Here is a 2,396-nt window from a genome sequence, read left to right on the forward strand (position 1 = left end):
ACCGGCGCGGTCGTCGCGTCCGGCAGCACCACCCTGACCGTCCCGCTCGGCTCACGGGTCACCCAACCGGTGTCCTTCACCGCCCCCGCCACCGGCAGCCGCGTGTACCTGCAGTTGTCGACCGCGAAGTCCGGCAGCACCGTCTTCACCGACGCGGTCGAGTACCTGAACCTCAGTGGAAGCGGCGGAACCGGGCCCGCTCCCGGCACCTACCGCATCGTCAACCGCAACAGCGGCAAGCCCCTCGCCATCGCCGGCAACTCCACCGCCGACGGCGCCAAGGCGGTCCAGCAGAGCGGCACCCCCACCTGGACGATCAGCACCACGCAGGACGCCTACACCCTGCGCTACACCGCCTCCGGAAAGATGCTCGACGTCAACGGCGGCAGCAGCACGCAGGGCCTGCAACTGCAGCAGTGGTCGGCCAATGGCGGCACCAACCAGTCGTGGTACCTGCGGCCCACCGGTGACGGCTACTACACCATCGTCAGCCGCAGCAGCGGACTAGCAGCCGACGTCTCCGCCGCCTCGACCACCGACGGGGCGCAGGTCGTGCAGTGGACCGCCAACGGCGGGACCAACCAGCAGTGGCAGTTCGTAGCCTCCTGACCAGTGGCAGAGGTGAGTGTCAAGTTCGGCCGCCGGTAATGCGCTGCCGATTGTCGCGCCGACTCGGGGGCACGGTCTGTGCCTCCGAGTCGGGCGCGATCCCATCACGGACGTACCCTCTGGGCCGGGCCGGTCCCCACCGCCGACCCGACGCTGCCGCCGTACCCGGACCACGCACGCCGGTGGCCGAGACCCACCCGGCGTGGCGCGCTTGGCGTGGCACAGGTACTGGCGGCCGTCGACGAGGTCGAAGACTGGCGGGCACCAGCCGGAAGTCTCGCGGCCCCATCGCCCGGAGCCGCTGCGACCAGTGCCTCTGACCTCCCGCCTCAGGCATCAAGGATCTGCCATTCCTGGCTGGTCTCGCCGCTGACCGGTTGCTGGACCGCCCTGGCGCCGTCTGCGGTGGAGCCGCCTTCGACCCCGACACACCAGCCATTGCTCACGTTGACGAACCGGTAGTATCCGCTGGTCGTCGCCGGGACGAGATTCCACCACTGGTTACGTCCGCCGTTGTCGGCCCATTGAACGAGTGCCGCGCCCTGGCCCGAGCCACCTGGACTGTCCAGGACTTTCCCGCTTTTGACAACGGCCAGCCGGAATGAGCCATCGCTGTTGGGTAGCAGCCGCCACTGTTGGTTGGCCGCGCCAGTCCACGGCCACTGGATGACAGTTGCCCCGTCCGTGGTGGAGCCGCCGTTGACGTCCAGCACCTTTGCGCTGCGCCGGTTGGCCAGTCGAACGACGCCGCCGGCGGCCGGCAGACCTACGACGACCTGTATCTGTTGCCCGGCCGTCAACGAGATCACCCGGGCATGCGGGCCGAGCGGCGAGGGGGTGACCGTCGCGGACGTGCTGATGGATGCCATCCCGCGCCGGCTGAGGAGGGTAATCGCCTGGGTGATCGTCGAGGTGAGTGCCACGGTTACCGAGCGACCAGGAAGATCCCAGGAAAGGCTGTTGATGCGGACCTGGTTGCGTCCGCGGACCCCGGTGATGGTGCCCCTGGCGAGCTGGCTGGGCACGGCGGGCAGCAGCTCGATGACGCCGGGCCTGGTGTACACAAGCGCTTCGCTGATGACGGCCGGCAGCGTGTTGGCCGCATCGGCGTTGTAGGTCTCCAGATTCGGGTTGTGTGCTGTCATCAGCGACCGGAAGATCATGTTGTTGCCGATGATCTTCCGGAGGTTGCTGTAGACGCCGGCGCCGTCCTTCAGCCGAGCGGAGGCGAGGGCTCGATGCAGGCTGCCGTGCGCGGAGGTGTTCTCGTCACCGCACAGCGCCAGGGCCCTGAGCGCGGCGGTGACCAGCCCGGGCGCCTCCTCGGGATTGATCTCGTGCAGGGGCCACGCGCCGTACAGGTGATGGACGTGCCGATGGTTGTAGCGATCCGTGAGTCCCGGCCAGGACCATTCGGCGAGGGCGCCGCTGCCGTTGACGGTGTACGGCGGTAGCTTCGCCAGCAGGGCCGTCCAGCGCGCGACGCCTTGGCCGGCGCCCTGTTCGACACCGAGCGCGTTGGCAGCCTCGACAGCGGCCCGCAGGGCGTGTCTGCCGGCCTGGATGTCGCCGGTGGCGTTGATCGCCAGCAGGACGTTCGTGCTGGCCGGCGAGTTCTCCATCGAGAACGACGGCACGAACACCACACGGCCGGCCGAATCGGTGCGGGTCAAAAAGTCCTCGTAGAACAGCGCTAGTGCTGTGACCGGAAACGTTGGCCGGGTTGGGTGACACGCCGGTCGACGTTCCCGGTTGGGCGTTGGACGGGCTTCAGGCTGTCGGGATGG

Annotated in this window: 2 protein-coding genes; one reads left to right on the forward strand and one right to left on the reverse strand. The window is 68.7% G+C overall.

Going from position 1 to position 2,396, the window contains the following annotated elements:
• A partial coding sequence (locus tag ABZU25_RS34405; RefSeq protein WP_355033536.1) for an RICIN domain-containing protein occupies nucleotides 1-609 on the forward strand: 609 nt, incomplete at its 5' end.
• A gap of 329 nt (nucleotides 610-938) precedes the next feature.
• On the opposite strand, the gene ABZU25_RS34410 is transcribed toward ABZU25_RS34405, so the two are convergent.
• Nucleotides 939-2,396, reverse strand: a 1,458-nt coding sequence (locus ABZU25_RS34410; protein ID WP_355033537.1) for an RICIN domain-containing protein, incomplete at its 5' end; no start/stop codon positions are given.

The sequence above is a fragment of the Micromonospora sp. NPDC005215 genome, from assembly GCF_040607915.1.
Lineage (GTDB): Bacteria > Actinomycetota > Actinomycetes > Mycobacteriales > Micromonosporaceae > Micromonospora.